Below are 18,041 nucleotides of genomic sequence, written 5' to 3'. Positions count from 1 at the left end.
GCCTGCACAGGCAAAACAGGCTCCAGCGCTTGCCCGCATTGCGCCGACAGCTATCGTGTTTGAGGATCATGGTCTTTTGCCAAAGCGCCGGGGCGTGTTGCACAATGCCCCGGTGCAGGGCAGCCGGTCCAGAGCCATGAGCGACACCACCTTCGACACCATCATCATCGGCGCCGGTACGGCCGGCTCGCTGCTGGCCAATCGCCTGAGCGCCGACCCCCGGCGCCGCGTGCTGCTGCTGGAAGCGGGCGGGCGCGACAACTACCACTGGATCCACATCCCCGTCGGCTACCTGTACTGCATAGGCAACCCGCGTACCGACTGGCTCTACCAGACCGAGCCCGACGCCGGCCTGAATGGCCGCCAGCTGCGCTATCCGCGCGGCAAGGCGCTGGGCGGGTGCTCCAGCATCAACGGCATGCTCTATCTGCGCGGCCAGGCGCAGGACTACGAGCATTGGGCCGATGTGACCGGCGAAGACGCCTGGCGCTGGCCCAATGTGCTGCAGACCTTCCGGCGCCACGAGGACCACTGGCGCCTGGACCGCCCCGATGGCGTGCCCGAAGACTTCAAGCGACTGCACGCCAACTTTTCCACCGGCAGCAGTGGCGAATGGCGCGTGGAGCGCCAGCGCCTGCGCTGGGAGATTCTGGACGCCTTCGCGCGCGCTGCCGTGCAGGCCGGCATCCCGGCAACGGGCGACTTCAACACCGGCGACAACGAGGGCGTGGGCTACTTCGAGGTCAACCAGCGCCGCGGCTGGCGCTGGAATACCGCCAAGGCCTTCTTGCGCCCCACCTGCGAGGGGCGCCCCAACTTCACGCTGTGGACCGGCGCGCAGGCGGCGAAGCTGATCACCACCGTGGACGCCCAGGGACGCAAGCGCTGCAGCGGCGTACAGCTCGTCAAGGACGGCCAGCAGGTGACGGTGCATGCGGTGCGCGAGGTCATCCTGAGCGCGGGCGCGGTCAACTCGCCCCAGTTGCTGCAGCTGTCGGGCATAGGCCCGGCGGCGCTGCTGCAGCAGCACGGCATCCCGCTGGTGCACGAGCTGCCCGGCGTCGGCGCCAACCTGCAGGACCACCTGCAGATCCGCGCGGTGTTCAAGGTGCAGGGCGTCAAGACGCTCAACACCCTGGCGAGCGACCCCTTCGGCAAGGCCTGGATAGGCATGCAATACCTGTTCAGCCGCAGCGGCCCGATGAGCATGGCGCCGTCGCAATTGGGCGCATTCACGCGCTCGGACCCGGGGCGCGAGCGCGCGAACCTGGAGTTCCACGTGCAACCGCTCTCGCTGGACGCCTTCGGCGAGCCGCTGCACGACTTCCCGGCTTTCACCGCCAGCGTGTGCAACCTGCAGCCCACGAGCCGGGGCAGCGTGCGCATCAAGAGCGCCCACTTTCGCGATGCGCCGGCGATCGCGCCCAACTATCTCTCGACCGATGAAGACCGCCTGATCGCCGCCAGCAGCCTGCGGCTGACAAGGCGCATCGCCTCGCAGCCGGCGCTGGCGCGCTACCGGCCCGAGGAATACAAGCCCGGCGTGCAATTCCAGAGCGATGAAGAACTGGCGCGCCTGGCCGGCGACATCGCCACCACCATCTTCCACCCGGTGGGCACCACGCGCATGGGGCGCGCGGACGACGCACAAGCCGTGCTCGATCCGCACTTTCGCGTGCGCGGCATCGAAGGCCTGCGCGTGGTGGACGCCGGCGCCATGCCCACCATCACCAGCGGCAACACCAACAGCCCCACGCTGATGATGGCCGAGATGGCGGCCGGCTGGATAGCCGCGGGGCAGTAGACCCGGCCCCCGGGAAAGTCCCGATGCGCGGCGCCCGCGCCAGCCCTTACATTGCGGGCACTCAAGGCACGCAGCCGCGCGTCCAGCGAGGGGCCGGGGAGACACCGCCGACAACAACAGCAACAGACAAGGCGCCCATGAAGAGGCGCCACTTTTTTGACAGCGCCCGCGCAGCGGGTGCTTTTTTTTGTCCCGGCCGATGGGAAAATCCGCGCAATGGATTCCGTCATCGTTGCGCTGGCCTCGCTGCTGGCCGGTTTCATCGATTCGATCGTCGGTGGCGGGGGCCTGATCCTCGTGCCCGCGCTGTTTGCCACCTACCCGAGCGCGGTGCCGGGCGACCTGCTGGGCACCAACAAGAGCGCCTCCATCTGGGGCACGGGCGTGGCCACGCTGCAGTACGCGCGGCGCGTGCGCATCCGCTGGCAGGCCATGCTGCCCGCGGCGCTCACCAGCTTTGCCGCCGCGCTGCTCGGCGCCTGGACGGTGACGCAGGTGTCGGCCGAGCTGCTGCGCAAGCTGCTGCCGCTGGTCCTGCTGGCGCTGCTGCTCTACACGCTGGCGCGCAAGGAACTGGGCCGCGTGCACGCGCCCACGCTCAGCGCGGCGCGCGAACGCCTGGCGGCCTGCGCAATCGCGCTGGTGATCGGCTTCTACGACGGCTTTTTCGGCCCGGGCACCGGCAGCTTCTTCATCTTCTTCTTCGTGCGCTTTCTGGGCTACGACTTCCTCAACGCCTCGGTCTCGGCCAAGCTGCTCAACCTCTCGACCAATGCCTCCTCACTGATGCTGTTCGCGGCCATGGGACATGTGTGGTGGCAGCTCACGCTGTGGCTGGCCGCGGCCAACATCGTCGGCAGCGTCCTGGGCGCGCGCCTGGCGCTGCGCCATGGCGCGGGCTTCGTGCGCGGCATCTTCATCATCGTGGTCGGCGCACTGATCCTGAAGACGGCGCGCGACGCCTTCCTCGGCTGAGCGCGTCAGCGCGCTGGGGCCAGCGGCACGTCGTCGGCGCGCCGGGGGGTGCCGATGGGCACCGAGGCCTGGCCACGCGCCACCGCGGCAATGTCTTCCTCGCTCGGGTACTGGCCCAGCAGCCAGTAGTCGAAGACGCGGCGCACGATGGGGGCCGCGGCGGCCGCGCCGAAGCCGGCGTTCTCCACGATGGCGGCAACCACGATGCTCGGCTCCTCCAGCGGCGCAAAGGCCGCGAACAGCGAGTGGTCGCGCTGGTGCTCCTCGAGCAGCTTGGCGTTGTACTTCACGTTCTGCCCCAGGCTCACCGCCTGGGCCGTGCCGGTCTTGCCTGCCGAGGCATAAGGCGCGCCGGCAAACACCCGCCGCCCGGTGCCCGCCTCATTCACCGCCGCCAGCGCATTGCGCACGATGGCGATGTCCGCCGGGCGGTAACCCAGGTGCTCGCCGGGCGGCTGCGCCACCGCGCTGACCTGGCCGCTGACCTGGTCACGCACCGCCTTGGCCACGTGCGGGCGGTAGCGCGTGCCGCCGTTGGCCAGCACGCTCTCGGCCACCGCCAGCTGCAGCATGGTGAAGTTGTTGTAGCCCTGGCCTATGCCCAGCGACACCGTCTCCCCCGGGAACCAGCGCTGCATGTCGGGGCGCTTGTAGGCGTGCTTCTTCCATTCGGTGCTCGGCAGGATGCCGCGCACCTCGCCGCCCAGGTCGATGCCGGTGATCTGGCCAAAGCCCAGCGGCGCCATCACGTCGTGGATCGCGTTGACGCCCATCTCCACCGCCAGCGAATAGAAGTAGGTGTTGCTCGAATACTGGATGGCGCGTGTCATGTCCACGCCGCCCAGCCCCCCTTCGTGGCTGCGGAAAGTGCGCCCGCCGAAGTTGTAGTAGCCAGGGTCGTTGACCACAAGCTTGGGGTCGCGCTTGCGCAGCTGCAGCGCGCCCAGAGCCATGAAGGGCTTGTAGGTGGAGCCCGGCGGGTAGGTGCCGCGCAGCGCGCGGTTGAGCAGCGGCTTGTTGATCGATTCATTGAGCGCCTGCCAGTTCTCCTGGTCTATGCCCTCGACGAAGAGGTTGGGGTCGAAGGTCGGCATGGACACCAGCGCCAGCACTTCGCCGTTCCTCGGGTCCAGCGCCACCAGCGCGCCGCGGCGCTCGCCATAGAGTTCTTCGACGAGCTTTTGCAGCTTGATGTCCAGGGACAGCATCAGCGTGTCGCCCGGCGTGGCCGAGTGGTGCTCCAGCCGGCGCACCGCGTAGCCGCCGGCCGAGGTCTCGAGCAGCTCGAAGCCCGTCTGCCCGTGCAGCCGCGCTTCATAGCTCTGCTCCACGCCAAGCTTGCCGATGTAGTCGGTGCCGCGGTAGTTGGCCGCCTCATCCGCGTCTTCGATGCGCTCCTTCTCCTTCTGGTTGATCCGCCCGATGTAGCCGATCGCGTGGCTGCCCACCGCCCCCAGCGGGTAGGTGCGAAACAGCCGCGCCTTCACCTCCACGCCGGGAAAGCGCCAGCGCTGCGCGGCAAAGCGCGCCACCTCCTCGTCGCTCAGGCGGGTGCGCACCGGCAGCGAGTCAAAGCGCCGCGACTCGTCCATCAGGCGCTTGAAGCGGCGCTTGTCGCGCGGCTGGATGTCCACGATCTGCGCGAGCTGCTCTATCGTGGCGTCGACGTCGAGCGCACGCGAGGGCGTGATCTCCAGCGTATAGGCCGAGTAATTGGTCGCCAGCACCACGCCGTTGCGGTCCAGGATCTGTCCGCGCATCGGCACGATGGGCACGACCGCGGTGCGGTTGCTCTCGGCCTGCTCGGCCAGGTCATCGTGGCGCTGCACCTGCAGCACGTACAGCCGCCAGGCAATCAGCGCAAACGCCAGCAGCACCATGAGGGCGACCGCCCACAGGCGCAGGCGAAAGCGCCCCGCCTCGGCCTCGGCGCTACGCAGTTCGTTGATCACAGCGGTCGGTTCTCATCCTGATCGGGCGGGCGGCGCTGCGGCGCCAGCAGCAGCCAGCTCGCCAGCGGCCACAGCAGCGCCTCCAGCAGCGGCGCAAGCAGCGTCTCCCAGCCTGGCACCACGCCCGAGCCGGCCAGGCGCAGCAGCAGCTCCAGCAGGTGGGCTGCGGCGAACAGCGGCAAGAGCTGCAGCGCCTGCCAGAGCACGCCGAACCACAGCAGGCGCCGCTGCAGCAGCTGCACCGCGAACACCAGCAGGCAATAGACCAGCGCATGCTGGCCCAGCAGCGTGGACTGGTCCACGTCGATCGCCAGGCCCAGCACGAAGGCCGCGCCCATGCCCACGTCGCGCGGCTGATGCAGGCCCCAGAAGGCGAGCAGCACCATGAGCCAGTCGGGCGTCCATGTCACGCGGCCCAGCGGCAGCAGGTTCAGCGCCAGCGCCAGCACCAGGCTGGCCAGCATGAAGGCGGGGTTGACCGGCAGCAGCAGCTGCTGGCCCTTGGGCAGGATCATGGCGCCCCCCGCTTGCGCTCGCGCCGCGCACCCGCCGCCCCGGCACCGGGCTGGGCCGGCGCGGCCGCGGGCGGCGCCTGCTCCTGGGCACCCGGCTGCGGCAGGGGGCCGAGCACCAGCACCTGGCGCGCGCCATACATCTGCGCCAGCGGCGCGCAGTAGATGCGGGCAAAGGTGGAGTCGGCGCGCCGCTCGATGTGCACCACGCGCGCCACCGGCAGGCCGCCGGGGTAGACGCCGTCCACGCCGCTGGTGATGAGCAGGTCGCCCTCCTGCACGTCGGCGTTGCCCGGCGTGAAGCGCAGCTCCATGCCGCCGCCGTGGCTGGTCAGCGGGTCGCCGAAGGCGATGCTGCGCGCGCCGGTGCGGGCGTTGAGCACCGGTATGGTCTGGTCGCGGTCGATCAGCAGCGTCACCTCGCTGAGCGTGGCGAACACCCGCGTGACCTGCCCGAGCACGCCGCGCGCATCGAGCACCGGCGAGCCCGCCTGCAGCCCGGCAAGCTGCCCCTTGTCCAAGGTCACCTTGCGGCTGTAGGGGTCGGCGGTGTCGTAGAGCACCTGCGCGGCGATCGACGGCGGTTCGATGCGCGCCCGCAGCGCCAGCAGCTCGCGCAGCTGCCCGTTCTCGCGCTGCAGCAGATCGGTCGCGCTGGCGCGCACCGCCATCTGGGCCATCTGCCGGCGCGCCTCCTGCAGCGCCTCCTGGGCTTCGTCCAGCGACTGGAAGTAGCCCGCGCCGCGACTGGCGAACTCCACCGGCTGCAGCATCAGCCATTGCAGGGGGTAGATCACCACCGCCATCGCCTGGCGCAGCGGTTCGGTGACGTGAAAGCGCGCGTCGGCCACCATGAAAAACAGCGCCAGGGCGCTGTAGATGACGAGGCGCGAGAGGGCCGACGGCCCCTGCCGAAAGAAGGAAGGGGCCTTGCGCTCCAGGGTGCCCAGCGGCATGCGCGCGGCCCGGCGTCAGTCGCTGGTGAAGATGCTGCCCTGGCGGTCGAGCCGGTCGAGCGCCATGCCGCAGCCGCGCACCACGCAGGTCAGCGGCTCTTCGGCCACCAGCACCGGCAGGCCGGTCTCCTCGGCCAGCAGGCGGTCCAGGTCGCGCAGGAGCGCGCCGCCGCCGGTCAGCATCATGCCGCGCTCGGCAATGTCGGCACCGAGCTCGGGCGGGGTCTGCTCCAGCGCGTTCTTGACGGCCGAGACGATCTGGTTGAGCGGCTCGGTCAGCGCCTCCAGCACCTCGTTGCTCGATATCGTGAAGCTGCGCGGCACGCCTTCGGAGAGATTGCGCCCACGCACCTCCATCTCGCGCACCTCGCTGCCGGGAAAGGCGCTGCCGATGTTCTTCTTGATGGCCTCGGCCGTGGGCTCGCCGATCAGCATGCCGTAGTTGCGCCGGATGTAGTTGACGATGGATTCGTCGAAGTTGTCCCCGCCCACGCGCACGCTGCCCTTGTAGACCATGCCGCCGAGCGAGATCACGCCGACTTCGGTGGTGCCGCCGCCGATGTCCACCACCATGGAGCCCGAGGCTTCGGACACCGGCAGCCCCGCGCCTATGCCGGCGGCCATGGGTTCCTCGATCAGGTAGACGGCGGTGGCGCCGGCGGCCTCGGCCGCGTCCTTGATGGCGCGCCGCTCCACCTGGGTGGAGCCGCAGGGCACGCAGATGATGATGCGCGGGCTGGGCGTGAAGACGCTGCGCGGGTGCACCATGCGGATGAACTGCTTGATCATCTGCTCGGTAATGACGAAGTCGGCGATCACGCCGTCCTTCATCGGGCGGATGGCCTCGATGTTGCCCGGCACCTTGCCGAGCATGGCCTTGGCTTCCTTGCCGACGGCCTGGATCACCTTCTTGCCGTGCGGGCCGCCCTCGTGGCGGATGGCGACGACCGAGGGCTCATCGAGCACCAGGCCCTTGTCGCGCGCAAAAATCAGGGTGTTGGCCGTGCCCAGATCTATGGCCAGGTCGGTGGAGAAATACCGACGAAATGCTCCGAACATGCGGGTATCCTTTCGGCACGGCATGCGCGTCGGCCTGCCATCGCCGCGAACTGATAGGGGGTAGGGGGTCTTTTTCGCTCAATGACCAGCGCGGCGCGGGGTATTGCGGCAAAGCTCGGATAATACTGCATCCCCTGTGAACAACTCGAGGTGGCACGCAGCCGTTTGCAGCGTTTGCAAGTCGTTACGGCGCCGCCCGCTCCCATGGCCCTGACACCTGAAGACATCACCCGCATCGCGCGCCTGGCGCGGCTCGAGCTGGCCGAGCCCGAAGCCGAACGCATGCGCAGCACGATCAACGACTTCTTTGCCATCGTGCAGCAGATGCAGGCGGTGGACACCGCCGGGGTCAAGCCGCTGGCGCACCCGCTGGCGGCCGTCCAGCCCGTGGCGCTGCGCCTGATGGCCGACGAGGTGAGCGAGCCCGACCAGCGCGATGCCTGCCTGGCCAATGCGCCCGCGGCCGAACGCGGCCTTTTCCTCGTGCCGCGCGTGATCGAGTGACGCCATGACCGAACTGCACCACATGGGCGTGGCCGCGCTGGCCGCGCAATTGCGCGACAGGCGCATCAGCAGCGTGGAAGCCGCGCAGCACTTTCTGGCGCGCGCGCGCCGCCACCAGCATCTGGCCGCCTTCCTGGCCATCGACGAAGAGGTCACGCTCGCCCAGGCGCGCGCGCAGGACGCGCTGATCGCGAGCGGCCAGGGTGGGCCGCTGGCGGGCGTGCCGCTCGCGCACAAGGACGTCTTCGTCACGCGCGACTTTCCCACCACCGCGGCAAGCCGCATGCTCGCGGGCTACCGCTCGCCGTTCGACGCCACCATCGTCTCGCGGCTGGCCGAGGCCGGCTGCGTCACGCTGGGCAAGCTCGCCTGCGATGAATTCGCCATGGGCGGCGCGAGCGAGAACGTGGGCATTGCCGCGCTCGGCTTCGACGCGCCGCAGCCGGTGCGCAACCCCTGGGATGCGGCGCGCGTGCCCGGTGGCTCCTCGGGCGGCTCGGCGGCGGCAGTGGCCGCGCGCCTGGCGCCCGCCGCCACGGGCAGCGACACCGGCGGCTCGATCCGCCAGCCCGCGGGCTTTTGCGGCATCACCGGCATCAAGCCGACCTATGGGCGCGCCAGCCGCTACGGCATGATCGCCTACGCCTCCAGCCTCGATCAGGCCGGTGCGATGGGCCAAAGCGCCGAAGACTGCGCGCTCATCCTCTCGGCCATGTGCGGCCCGGACGTGCTGCACGACGCCACCAGCGTCGACAAGCCGGCCGAGGACTACACGCGCGCGCTGAATCGATCGCTCGACGGCCTGCGCATCGGCATCCCCGAAGAATTCTTCGGTGAGGGCCTGGCGCCGGATGTGCGCGCCGCCATCGACGCGGCGCTGGCCGAATACGAAAAGCTCGGCGCCCGGCGGGTGCCGGTGAAGCTGCCGCGCACGCAGCTCGCCGTGCCGGTCTACTACGTCATCAGCCCGGCCGAAGCGAGCTCCAACCTCTCGCGCTTCGACGGCGTGCGCTACGGCCACCGCGCAAAGCACTACGGCGACCTGCTGGACATGTACCAGAAGAGCCGCGCCGAAGGTTTTGGCGAGGAGGTCAAGCGGCGCATCATGATCGGCACCTACGTGCTCTCCGAAGGCTATTACGACGCCTACTACCTGCAGGCGCAGAAAGTGCGCCGCCTGATCGCCGACGATTTCCAGCAGGCCTTTGCCCGGTGCGACGTGATTGCCGGACCCGTCGCCCCCACGGTAGCCCCCGCCATCGGCGCGCAAGACGACCCGGTGCAGAGCTACCTGGCCGATGTCTATACCCTGCCCGCCTCGCTCGCCGGCCTGCCGGGGCTGTCGCACCCAGCGGGCTTCGGCGCACACGGCATGCCGGTGGGCCTGCAGCTCGTCGCCAACCACTTCCAGGAAGGCCGGCTGCTGGCCGCGGCGCACCGTTTCCAGCAGGCCACGGACCACCACCTGCAGCAGCCGGAGGGCTACGCGGCATGAACGCACCATTGATCGGCGGCTACGAAGTCGTGATCGGCTTCGAGACCCACGCGCAACTCGCCACGCAATCGAAGATCTTCAGCCGCGCCAGCGCCGCCTTTGGCGCCGAGCCCAACACCCACGCGAGCCCCGTGGACCTGGCGCTGCCGGGCACGCTGCCGGTGATGAACCGCAAGGCCGTCGAGTGCGCCATCAAATTGGGCTTGGCACTCGGCTCGCGCATTGCGCCGGAGAGCATATTTGCGCGCAAGAACTACTTCTACCCCGACCTGCCCAAGGGCTACCAGATCAGCCAGTTCGAGATTCCCGTGGTGCAGGGCGGCAGCGTCTCGTTCTACCTGGGCGAGGAAAGGAAGACCGTGCGCCTGGTGCGCGCGCACCTGGAGGAGGACGCGGGCAAGAGCCTGCACGAGGACTTCGTCGGCCAGTCGGGCATCGATCTGAACCGCGCGGGCACGCCGCTGCTGGAGATCGTGACCGAGCCGGACATGCGCTCCTCCGCCGAAGCCGTGGCCTATGCCAAGGCGCTGCACCAGATCGTCACCTGGATAGGCATCTGCGACGGCAACATGCAGGAGGGGTCGTTCCGCTGCGACGCCAACGTGAGCGTGAGAAAGCCCGGCGCAGCCCTGGGCACGCGCCGCGAGATCAAGAACCTGAACAGCTTCAGGAACATGCAGCAGGCCATCGACTACGAGATCCGCTGGCAGATCGAGCAGCTCGAGGACGGCCACGCGATCCAGCAGGCCACGGTGCTGTTCAACCCCGACACCGGCGAGACGCGCGCCATGCGCAGCAAGGAGGACGCGGCCGACTACCGCTACTTCCCCGACCCCGACCTGCCGCCGCTGGTGATCGCGCCCGAGTGGATTGCACAGGTGCAGGCGGACATGCCCGAGCTGCCGCAGCAGATGGCCGCGCGCTTCGTGCAGCAGTACGGCCTGCCCGAGTACGACGCCACCACGCTCACGCAAAGCCGGGCCATGGCGGCCTATTTTGAAGAGACGGCCCAAGCCTGTGGCCAAGCCAAGCTGGCGAGCAACTGGGTCATGGGCGAGATCTCGCGGCGCCTGAACCAGGAAGAAATCGGCATGGAGGCGGTGAAGGTCGGCAGCGGGCAACTGGGCCGGCTCATCGCCCGCATCCACGACGGCACCATCTCCAACAACGCCGGCAGGCAGGTGTTCGAGGCGCTGTGGAATGGAGAAGGCGCCGAGGTGGACAAGATCATCGAAGCCCGAGGCCTCAAGCAGATGAACGACAGCGGGCTGCTCGAGAAAATCATCGACGAGGTGATCGCCGCCAACCCGGCCAACGTCGAGCAATACCGGGCCGGCAAGGACAAGGCCTTCAACGCGCTCGTCGGCCAGGTGATGAAGGCCAGCCGTGGCAAGGCCAACCCGCAGCAGGTCCATGAGATTTTGAAGTCCAAATTGGCCTGAAACGTTTGCCAGTCAAGCGCTGACAGCTATCAAATCAGGGTTTTTCTGCCTTGGGTGACAAGGCCTTTTGCGCGGCCCGCTGCTGCGCCCAGAGCAGGCGCAGCTTGGCGAGCTCTTCGTCAAAGCGCTCGTTGATGCGCTTCTTCTCTTCCTGCTTGGAGACGATGAAGCGCCGCTGCTCGGCGCCCGCCTGCTCGTTGTCGGCAAACTGGCGCTGCAGCTTCACCGGTGCCTGGTAGAGCGCGCCGTTGTAGAACTCCAGCTCTTCATCGAGGCGCTTGCGCTCGGTGCGCAACTCGTCGATGCGCCCCTGGGCAACCTCGATTACCTCGTCCACCTGGCTCAGCGTCAGTTCGCGCTGGGCGCGGTGGCTGGCCTCGTCGGGGTAGCGCGTGATCAGCACGCGTTCGGCGCGGCGCTCGGCGATCTCCTGGGCGCGCGCCTGCGCGCGCTGGCGCCGCTCGGCCTCCTGCGCGGCGCGCTCGTGCTCCGTGAGCACCGGGCCTATGCGCCGGCGCTCGGCGCCCGAGGCGTCGAGCACGCGCTGCTCGCGGTCGCTGCATTCGGCGATGAAGCGGTCGGAAGTGAGCTTGCGCCCACTTCTGTCGATGCAGGTGTAGACCTCCAGGCCCGCGCCGCCGCCCGCCTGGGCCAGTGCCGACGTGGCCACGGCCGCCGCAAGCACCATTGCCGCTCCGGCCACGCTGCGCACTGCTGTCACGCCCTCTTCCTTGTTCAGCCGGCCACGCCGTAGCGCGCCCGGTATGCCAGTACCCTTTCGCGGTGCTGCCGCAACTGCGCGTCACCACTGCCTGCGGACAGATAATGCAGCAAATCCTGCAAGTTGGCGATAGCGCAAACCTTGAGGCCGAGCACCTCGCGTACGTACTGCACCGCGCTGTGCGGCACGTCCTGACCGTTTTCCGTGGCCATCTCCTGGCGGTCCAGCGCGATCGCCATCGCGTACGGCGTCGCACCGGCGCCACGGATCAGCGCGATCGATTCGCGCGCCGCCGTGCCCGCACTCATCACGTCGTCCACGATCAGCACCCGGCCCCTGAGCGGCGCGCCCACCAGCGCGCCGCCTTCGCCATGGTCCTTGGCCTCCTTGCGGTTGTAGGCGAAGGGCACGTTGCGCCCCTGGCGCGCGAGCTCCACGGCCACGGCCGCGGCCAGCACGATGCCCTTGTAGGCCGGGCCGAACACCATGTCGAACTCGATGCGGCTGGCCAGCAGCGCCTGTGCATAGAATTGCGCCAGCCGCCCCAGCCGGGCGCCATCGTCGAACAGCCCGGCGTTGAAGAAGTACGGGCTCATGCGCCCGGCCTTGGTCTTGAATTCACCAAAGCGCAGTACGCCGCAGTCCAGCGCGAAGCGCACGAAATCCTGCGCCAGCGCATCCGAGCCCGCAGGCGTCACCGTTTGATCCGTCATGCCAAAACCCTCTTTCACCCTGACCAGCCTCAACCTCAACGGCATCCGCTCGGCCACCTCCAAGGGGCTGACTCGGTGGCTGGAGGCACAGCGTCCGGATTGTATTTGCGTGCAGGAGCTCAAGGCCCAGGCGGCCGACGTGCAGGGGCGCCTGGACGTGCTCGCGGACCTGCGCGGGCACTTTCACTTCGCCGAGAAGAAGGGCTATTCGGGCGTGGGCATCTACACCCGCCATGAACCGAGCGAGGTGCGCACCGGCTTCGGCAGCCCCGAATTCGACAGCGAGGGGCGCTGGGTGGAGCTGCGCTTCGACACCCCGGCGCGCAAGCTGTCCATCATCAGCAGCTATTTCCCGAGCGGCTCCTCCAGCCCCGAGCGCCAGGAGGCCAAATACCGCTTCCTCGCGGCCATGGCGCCGCACCTGGCGCGCCTGAAGGCCGAGCGCGAGCTCATCGTCTGCGGCGACCTGAACATCGCCCACCAGAACATCGACCTGAAGAACTGGCGCAGCAACCAGAAGAACAGCGGCTTCCTGCCCGAAGAGCGCGCCTGGATGACGCAGCTGCTCTCGGGCGAGGGCGCGGCGCCGCTGGTGGACGTCTACCGGCTGCTGCACCCCGAGACCACCGCCGAGTGCTACACATGGTGGAGCAACCGCGGCCAGGCCTGGGCCAACAACGTGGGCTGGCGCATCGACTACCACGTGGCCACGCCGGCACTGGCGGCGCTGGCGCGCTCGGCCACGATCTACAAGGACGAGCGCTTTTCCGACCACGCGCCGCTGACCGTGCACTACGAGCTCGGCCTGTAGCGTCCGGCCGGGCGCGCGCAGATGGCGGCGCTTCAGGCGCTTTCGAAGGGGAATTTTTCCGTATCGACCTCGCGCTGCGCCGCCAGCGCATAGCGCTCGCCGGCGACGCGTTCGGGCGCGAACAGCGCGTCGAGCTCGGCCAGCGTGGCCGCATCCAGCGCCAGCGCCGCCGCCCCCAGGCTTTCGTGCAGGTGCGCGGCCTGCGTGGTGCCGGTGAGCGCGATCACTTGATCACCCTGGTGCAGCAGCCAGGCCAGTGCCAGCTGCGCCGGCGTGCAGCCCAGGCGCTGCGCAAGCGCCTGCAGCGGCGCGAGCAGATGCTGGCGATTGCGCGCGAAGGCGTCGGGCGCGAAGCGCGGCATCCGGGTGCGCAAGTCGCCCGCCTGCAGGCTGCCCGGGTCTTGCAGCGCACCGGCGAGAAAACCCCGTCCCAGCGGGCTGAAAGCCACATAGGCGATGCCCAGTTCCTTGCAGGCCGCCAGCGTGCCCAGCTCGGCATTGCGCGACCACAATGAATACTCGCTCTGCAGCGCGGCGATGGGATGCTCGCGCTGGGCACGGCGCAGCGTCGCCGCAGCCACCTCGGACAGGCCCAGCGCGCGGATCTTGCCCTCCTGCTTGAGGCGCGCCATCGCGCCCACCGACTCCTCGATCGGCACGCGCCGGTCCCAGCGGTGCAGGTAGTACAGGTCGATCACCTCGGTGCCCAGGCGCCGCAGGCTGGCCTCGCAGTCGCGCCGGATGGCCTCGGGGCGCCCGTCCATGCTGCGGCGCAATACCCCGTCTTCGGGGTCGGGCACGCCGGCGAGCCCGCCCTTGCTGGCCAGCGTGATGCGCGCACGGTGCGCGCGCAGCAGCGGCCCGAGCAGCGATTCGTTGGCACCAAAGCCGTAGAGTGCCGCGGTGTCGAACAGGGTGACTCCGGCGTCCAGCGCCGCGTGCACCAGCGCCTTCGCGCCGGCGGCGTCCGGCCGCTGGCCATAACCGTGGCTCAGGCCCATGCAGCCGAGCGCGATCGCGCTCACGCTGAACGGTCCCAGAGGGCGATGGGGCAAGAGGCTGGCGGGCATGGCGCGTTCCTTGCGGCGCAAAGCCTCAGCGTGCCTCACCCACGCCGATCGGCGCCGGCGCCAGCTGGGTGATGCGCTTGAACAGTTCGGCGTAGCGGTTGCCCTCCCCCGCCCAAGGATCGCCGTTGCGCGCGAAGTCGGCGTTGATCGCTTCCCACTCGGCGGGCGTGAACAGGCGCCGCGCCACGGGCAGGATCTCGCGCTCTTCGGTGCCCACGTGCGCCCATTCCTCGGCCACGTAGCGGCGCGCCGCATCACGAAAGCCGGCAAAGCCCGCCGCCCCAGCCTGCACGTAGCTGACCAGCGCGCGGTCGAGCCGGCCGGTCATCGCCACCGCGTCGCGGTGCTCGGCCTCCAGCCGGTCCAGCTGCGCATCCAGCTCGCGCGTCTTGCTGCGCAGCAGCGCGAAGATCTGGTTCTCCTTGGGGTGGTGCACCTTGTCGGGCATCTCGGCGATGTATTCGATCAGGCTGGCAAGCAGAGTGAAGTTGGGCTCGATCTTTCCGGCCTCTATGCCCTGCACGATGTGGCTCAGGCCGTGCAGCACGGCGGCGATCGCGCGATGCTCGTTCTGGATCACGTCGATGGCCGCGATGCGCTCGCGCTCCGGCCTGGCGGCGGGCCGGGCCTCGGCGCCCGAACCCGCGCCCAGCCAGCCGTCGAGCCTGTCCCGGTCGCGCAGCAGCGCGGCGCTGTCGCCCGCGTAGACGATGCGCCCGCGCTCGAGCACCAGCGCGTTCTCGGTGATCGGCAGGATCTGGCGCGCGTGCTGCTCCACCAGGATCACCGCCATGCTGGCCTGCTGCACCATGCCCTGGATGATGTGCAACAGCTCCTGCGCGATCAGGGGCGCCAGCCCCTCCAGCGGCTCGTCGAGCAGCAGCATGCGCGGGTTGAGCATGAGCGCGCGACCGATGGCGAGCATCTGGCGCTCGCCGCCCGAGAGCTGGTTGCCCATGTTGGCGCGGCGCTCGCGCAGGCGCGGGAACAGCGCGTACACGCGCTCCAGGCTCCATTCGCCAGGGCGCTGCACCACCGTCAGGTTTTCTTCCACGGTGAGCGAGGGAAAGACGTCGCGCTGCTGCGGCACCCAGCCCAGGCCCAGACGGGCGCGCTGGTGGCTGGGCATGCGCGTGATGTCCACGCCATCGAAGACGATGCGCCCGCGGCGCAGGCGCGTGGCGCCCATCAGCGTGGTCAGCAGCGTGGTCTTGCCCATGCCGTTGCGTCCGAGCAGCGCCAGGCTGCCACCCGCGGCGACACTGAAGCTCTGCTCTTCGAGCACGATGGCGTCGCCATAGCCGGCCCAGACGTCCTCCACCTGCAGCAGCTCAGGCATGGGCTTCTCCCAGATAGACCTCGCGCACGCGCGGGTGGTTGGCGATGACCTCAGGCGTGTCCTCCAGCAGCAACGCACCCGAGACCAGCACCGAGATGCGCTCGGCGAAGCGGAACACCAGGTCCATGTCGTGTTCGATCAGCAGGATGGTGACCTCGCGCGGCAGCTGCGCGATCACCTCGAACAGCTCGCGGCTCTCGCTCGTGGGCACGCCGGCGGCCGGTTCGTCCAGCAGCAGTACCTTGGGGCGTTGCGCCAGCGCCAGCGCGATCTCGATCAGGCGCTGGCGGCCATAGGCCAGGTTGCGCGTGAGCTCATAGGCGTCGGCCAGCAGCCCCAGGCGCTGCAGGATGGCGGCCGCCTCGTCCAGCGCCTCGCCGCGGGCTGCCAGCGGCTTCCACCAGCGCCCGCCCAGCCCCTGGCGTTCGGCGGCCGACAAGGCGACGGACTCGAGCACCGTCATGTCGCCGAACAGCTGGTTGATCTGGAAGGTGCGCACCAGACCGCGGCGGCAGCGCGCCCACTGGGCCATGGCGCTCACGTCCTCGCCCAGCAGCGTGACGCGGCCCTCGGTCGGCGTGAGGTAGCCGGTGAGCAGGTTGATCAAGGTCGTCTTGCCCGCGCCGTTGGGCCCGATCAGCGCATGGCGCGCGCCGGCCTGCACGCACAGGTTCACGTGGTCGGTGGCGACGAAGCCGCCGAAGCGGCACACCAGCTCATGGGTCTGCAGTACCGGGGTGCTCATGCCGCGCCCTCCTGGCTGCGCTGCTGCGTGCGCTGGCGGCGTGCGCGCAGCCACTGCGCGGCCGTGCCCAGGATGCCGCCGCGCGCGAACATCACCAGCAGCACCAGCGCCAGGCCGAGCCAGAACTGCCAGTACTGCGGATTGATGTCCGAGAGCAGATGCTTGGCGACGATGAAGACGATGGCGCCGATCAGGCCGCCGTACAGGCGCCCGGTGCCGCCCAGGATCAGGATCAGGAGCAGGTCGGCCGAGTTCTCGAAGCCCAGCACCGAGAGCGAGACGAACTGGTTGGTCTGCGCCAGCACCGCGCCGGCCACGCCCGCGTAGGCCGCGCCCAGCGTGTAGACCGCCACCAGGCGGCGATGGACCGGCACCCCGAGTGCCGGCATGCGCTGCGCGTTCATCTGGATGCCGCGCAGGCTCTGGCCGAACGGCGAATGCACGATCCGCCGCGCGATCCAGAACAGCACGAACAGCACCACCACCGCATAGACATAGCCCACGCGGCCGTACATGTCGAACTCGAACAGGCCCAGGATGGGCTTGATCTCTATGCCCGGTATGCCGTCCACGCCGCCGGTGATGCGGGTGAACTTGTTGGCCAGTTCATAGAGCATCAGCGCCACGCCCAGCGTGACCATGAGCCGCGCCAGATCGCTGCCGCGCAGCACCAGGAAGCTGCTCAGAAACCCCAGCACCGCGGCGAACAGCGCCGCCAGCAGCAGCCCGGTGAGCGGGTCGCCCATGCCCCTGAGGCCAAGCAGGCCCACGGTGTAGGCGCCGACCCCGAAGAAGGCCGCATGGCCGAGCGAGATGATGCCGGCATAGCCGAAGATCAGGTCCAGCGAGAGCGCAAACAGGCTGGTGATCGCAATCTGGCTGAGCAGCAGGTAGTTGCCGGGAAACAGGAAGTAGGCCAGCACCGGCAGGCACCAGAACAGGTATTCGAGCGCATGCCAGCGGGCCGAGCGGCGCTGGCGCTGCAGCGTCTCGTGCAGCGCCGCGCGGGCGTCGTTGGCGGACTGGGGCACGACGGGAGAATTCATGGGCGCGCCTCAGTGGTGGGGACGGCCGAACAGACCTTGCGGGCGCAGGATCAGGATGACGACCATGATGGCGTAGATGATGAAGGCGCCGACCTGCGGCACGTAGTACTTGCCCGCGACATCGGCCACGCCCAGCAGCAGCGCCGCCCAGAGCGAGCCGAGAATGTTGCCGCCGCCACCCACGGTGACGACGATGAGGAAGTACACCAGGTACTTGACCGGGAACTCCGGGTCGAGCCCGAGCATTTCCACGCCGAGCGCGCCGCCCAGGCCCGCCAGCGCCGAGCCGAGCGCGAAGGTGAGCATGAACACCCGGTTCACGTCGATGCCCAGGCCCCGCGCCGTGCCCTGGTTGTCCACCGCCGCGCGCAGGCGCGCACCGAACGGCGTGCGGATCACCGACCACTGCAGCAGCGCCGCGACGATGAGGCCCGCGACCACGAGGAACAGCCGGTACACGCCGATGTCCACGCCCGGCAGGTGGATCTGCCCGGTGAGAAAGTCGGGCAGGTGCAGCGGCTGCTGGCGCGCGCCGAAGAAGTAATGCGTCGCCGCCACCGCCATGAACACCAGGCCGAGGGAGAACAGCACCTGGTCGAGCGCCGAGGCCTCGTACAGGCGCCGGTACAGCAGCCGCTCCAGCACCACCCCGAGCACGCCGGGCACGACGATGGCAAACGGGATGGTCGCGAGGAAGGGCAGCCCCCAGTCATTGAGCAGCACCACGCAGACATAGCCGCCCACCATGGCGAACACCCCGTGCGCGAGGTTGACGAAGTTCATCAGCCCGAGCGTCACCGACAGGCCGACGCTGATCAGAAACAGCAGCATGCCGAAGGCGATGCCGTCAAAAATGATCGTCATGGTTCAAGGGGTGCGGGTGGGCGGGCGGCGTCG

General features: G+C 69.1%; 17 protein-coding genes and 1 pseudogene. 6 read left to right on the top strand and 12 right to left on the bottom strand.

Going from position 1 to position 18,041, the window contains the following annotated elements:
• Positions 1-136 precede the first annotated feature (136 nt).
• Entirely contained in the window at positions 137-1,804 is a 1,668-nt protein-coding gene (locus FOZ74_RS08590) for a GMC family oxidoreductase (protein ID WP_146912678.1), read from the top strand.
• 216 nt (positions 1,805-2,020) lie between these two features.
• Positions 2,021-2,779, top strand: a complete 759-nt coding sequence (locus FOZ74_RS08585; RefSeq protein ID WP_146912677.1) for a sulfite exporter TauE/SafE family protein — start codon at positions 2,021-2,023, stop codon at positions 2,777-2,779.
• Between the two features lie 5 nt (positions 2,780-2,784).
• On the opposite strand, the gene mrdA is transcribed toward FOZ74_RS08585, so the two are convergent.
• The 4 genes from mrdA to FOZ74_RS08565 are packed head-to-tail and all read right to left on the bottom strand — an operon-like array spanning position 2,785 to position 7,258.
• Positions 2,785-4,728 carry a penicillin-binding protein 2 gene (mrdA, locus tag FOZ74_RS08580; protein WP_146914136.1) on the bottom strand — a complete coding sequence of 648 codons (1,944 nt, stop codon included), beginning with the start codon at positions 4,726-4,728 and terminating at the stop codon, positions 2,785-2,787.
• A complete protein-coding gene (gene mreD / locus FOZ74_RS08575; RefSeq protein WP_146912676.1) occupies positions 4,728-5,246 on the bottom strand; it encodes a rod shape-determining protein MreD in 519 nt (172 codons plus the stop codon). Before mreD ends, mrdA begins: the two co-directional genes overlap by 1 nt.
• Positions 5,243-6,199, bottom strand: coding sequence for a rod shape-determining protein MreC (gene mreC / locus FOZ74_RS08570; protein ID WP_146912675.1), 957 nt, complete (start codon positions 6,197-6,199; stop codon positions 5,243-5,245). Before mreC ends, mreD begins: the two co-directional genes overlap by 4 nt.
• Before the next feature lie 15 nt (positions 6,200-6,214).
• Positions 6,215-7,258 (bottom strand): rod shape-determining protein, encoded by a 1,044-nt coding sequence (locus FOZ74_RS08565; protein WP_146912674.1) that lies wholly within the window; start codon positions 7,256-7,258, stop codon positions 6,215-6,217.
• 204 nt (positions 7,259-7,462) lie between these two features.
• On the opposite strand from FOZ74_RS08565, the gene gatC reads away from it, so the two are divergent.
• From gatC to gatB, 3 genes are read left to right on the top strand one after another with little or no spacing between them, the layout of a single operon-like run.
• Positions 7,463-7,762 carry an Asp-tRNA(Asn)/Glu-tRNA(Gln) amidotransferase subunit GatC gene (gene gatC, locus FOZ74_RS08560; RefSeq protein WP_146912673.1) on the top strand — a complete coding sequence of 100 codons (300 nt, stop codon included), beginning with the start codon at positions 7,463-7,465 and terminating at the stop codon, positions 7,760-7,762.
• 4 nt (positions 7,763-7,766) lie between these two features.
• A complete protein-coding gene (gatA, locus tag FOZ74_RS08555; RefSeq protein WP_146912672.1) occupies positions 7,767-9,257 on the top strand; it encodes an Asp-tRNA(Asn)/Glu-tRNA(Gln) amidotransferase subunit GatA in 1,491 nt (496 codons plus the stop codon).
• Complete coding sequence (gatB, locus tag FOZ74_RS08550) at positions 9,254-10,699, top strand: Asp-tRNA(Asn)/Glu-tRNA(Gln) amidotransferase subunit GatB (RefSeq protein ID WP_146912671.1); 1,446 nt, start codon at positions 9,254-9,256, stop codon at positions 10,697-10,699. The genes gatA and gatB overlap by 4 nt, the downstream gene beginning before the upstream one ends.
• Before the next feature lie 34 nt (positions 10,700-10,733).
• Here the strand turns inward: gatB and FOZ74_RS08545 are convergent, their stop codons facing one another.
• Entirely contained in the window at positions 10,734-11,420 is a 687-nt protein-coding gene (locus FOZ74_RS08545; RefSeq protein ID WP_255437530.1) for a DUF4124 domain-containing protein, read from the bottom strand.
• Positions 11,421-11,434: 14 nt separating this feature from the next.
• The gene (gene pyrE, locus FOZ74_RS08540) at positions 11,435-12,133 is read right to left on the bottom strand and encodes an orotate phosphoribosyltransferase (RefSeq protein WP_146912670.1); all 699 of its coding nucleotides are present in this window, start codon (positions 12,131-12,133) and stop codon (positions 11,435-11,437) included.
• Between pyrE and FOZ74_RS08535 the strand changes: the two genes are divergently transcribed.
• On the top strand, positions 12,132-12,944 hold the full coding sequence (locus FOZ74_RS08535) for an exodeoxyribonuclease III (RefSeq protein ID WP_146912669.1): 813 nt from the start codon (positions 12,132-12,134) through the stop codon (positions 12,942-12,944). The genes pyrE and FOZ74_RS08535 overlap by 2 nt on opposite strands.
• 32 nt (positions 12,945-12,976) lie before the next feature.
• Here the strand turns inward: FOZ74_RS08535 and FOZ74_RS08530 are convergent, their stop codons facing one another.
• From FOZ74_RS08530 to FOZ74_RS08510, 6 genes and pseudogenes are all read right to left on the bottom strand, one after another.
• Entirely contained in the window at positions 12,977-14,014 is a 1,038-nt protein-coding gene (locus tag FOZ74_RS08530) for an aldo/keto reductase (RefSeq protein ID WP_146912668.1), read from the bottom strand.
• A 25-nt stretch (positions 14,015-14,039) separates the two neighbouring features.
• Complete coding sequence (locus FOZ74_RS16315; RefSeq protein WP_255437847.1) at positions 14,040-14,561, bottom strand: hemerythrin domain-containing protein; 522 nt, start codon at positions 14,559-14,561, stop codon at positions 14,040-14,042.
• 111 nt (positions 14,562-14,672) lie between these two features.
• Positions 14,673-15,353: pseudogene (locus FOZ74_RS16310) on the bottom strand (ABC transporter ATP-binding protein); the annotation flags it as partial.
• Positions 15,346-16,098: an ABC transporter ATP-binding protein gene (locus FOZ74_RS08520; protein WP_146912667.1), complete on the bottom strand. Its 753-nt coding sequence runs from the start codon at positions 16,096-16,098 to the stop codon at positions 15,346-15,348. The pseudogene FOZ74_RS16310 and the gene FOZ74_RS08520, both read right to left, overlap by 8 nt.
• Positions 16,095-17,144, bottom strand: a complete 1,050-nt coding sequence (locus FOZ74_RS08515) for a branched-chain amino acid ABC transporter permease (RefSeq protein ID WP_146912666.1) — start codon at positions 17,142-17,144, stop codon at positions 16,095-16,097. Before FOZ74_RS08515 ends, FOZ74_RS08520 begins: the two co-directional genes overlap by 4 nt.
• 9 nt (positions 17,145-17,153) lie before the next feature.
• Complete coding sequence (locus FOZ74_RS08510; protein ID WP_146912665.1) at positions 17,154-18,008, bottom strand: branched-chain amino acid ABC transporter permease; 855 nt, start codon at positions 18,006-18,008, stop codon at positions 17,154-17,156.
• Between the last annotated feature and the right edge of the window lie 33 nt (positions 18,009-18,041).

Source organism: Comamonas flocculans, from assembly GCF_007954405.1.
In the GTDB taxonomy this organism is placed as follows: Bacteria; Pseudomonadota; Gammaproteobacteria; order Burkholderiales; family Burkholderiaceae_C; genus Comamonas_C; species Comamonas_C flocculans.
The sequence above is the reverse complement of the archived record's forward strand: the minus strand, read 5'-3'. Positions and strand labels throughout refer to the sequence as shown.